This is a genomic window from Paenibacillus sp. MAH-35, from assembly GCF_058135425.1.
Map to the genome: position 1 here is coordinate 1 of NZ_JBYUPU010000110.1, position 625 is coordinate 625.

Sequence of the window (625 nt, forward strand, 5' to 3'; positions counted from 1 at the left end):
CATGAGCTTGTCATGGGCGATGTTGTCAAAATAGCCGGTGATGTCGACATCGACTACCCAGTAGACTTTCCCGTTGTTTACGGTTTCCCGAATCTTCTCCGTCGCTCCGTGTGTACTGCGTTTGGGGCGGAACCCGTAGGAGCAGTCACGAAAGTCTGCTTCGAAGATCGGCTCGATGACCAGTTTGGCCGCCATTTGCACGAGTCGGTCCCGTACGGTCGGGATGCCTAGCGGGCGCATCTTTCCATCACCTTTCGGGATTTCCTGACGCCGGACAGGTTTGGCCCGGTATTCGCCGCTCCGCAGCATTTCCGCCGTCTCTTCCTTGAAACGTCCTTCTCCATATTCCGATACGATGTGGTCGATGGTTAGCTTGTCGATGCCGGGACTTCCTGCGTTGGCCTTGACCCGCTTCCATGCCTCTTCCATGATGTCTTTCCGATACACCTTGTCGTACAGCGCGTGAAATCTTCGCTTTGGGCTTTCCTTAGCCGCAGAGTAGAGGACTCGCTGGAGTTCTTGAACTTTGTTTTTGGGTGTAGTTAGCCTTTGATCGGCATTCACTTGCTCGTACCTCCTCGATTTCCGTGAACAAAGTGGGGTATTGTCTTTCGACGCCCTTCCC

The 625-nt window shown here is 54.1% G+C and carries 1 protein-coding gene; it reads right to left on the bottom strand.

Annotated elements, in window-relative coordinates:
• The coding region (locus AC3Y2E_RS34660; protein WP_379217997.1) for a reverse transcriptase domain-containing protein at nucleotides 1-564 on the bottom strand (564 nt) is incomplete at its 3' end.
• Between the last annotated feature and the right edge of the window lie 61 nt (nucleotides 565-625).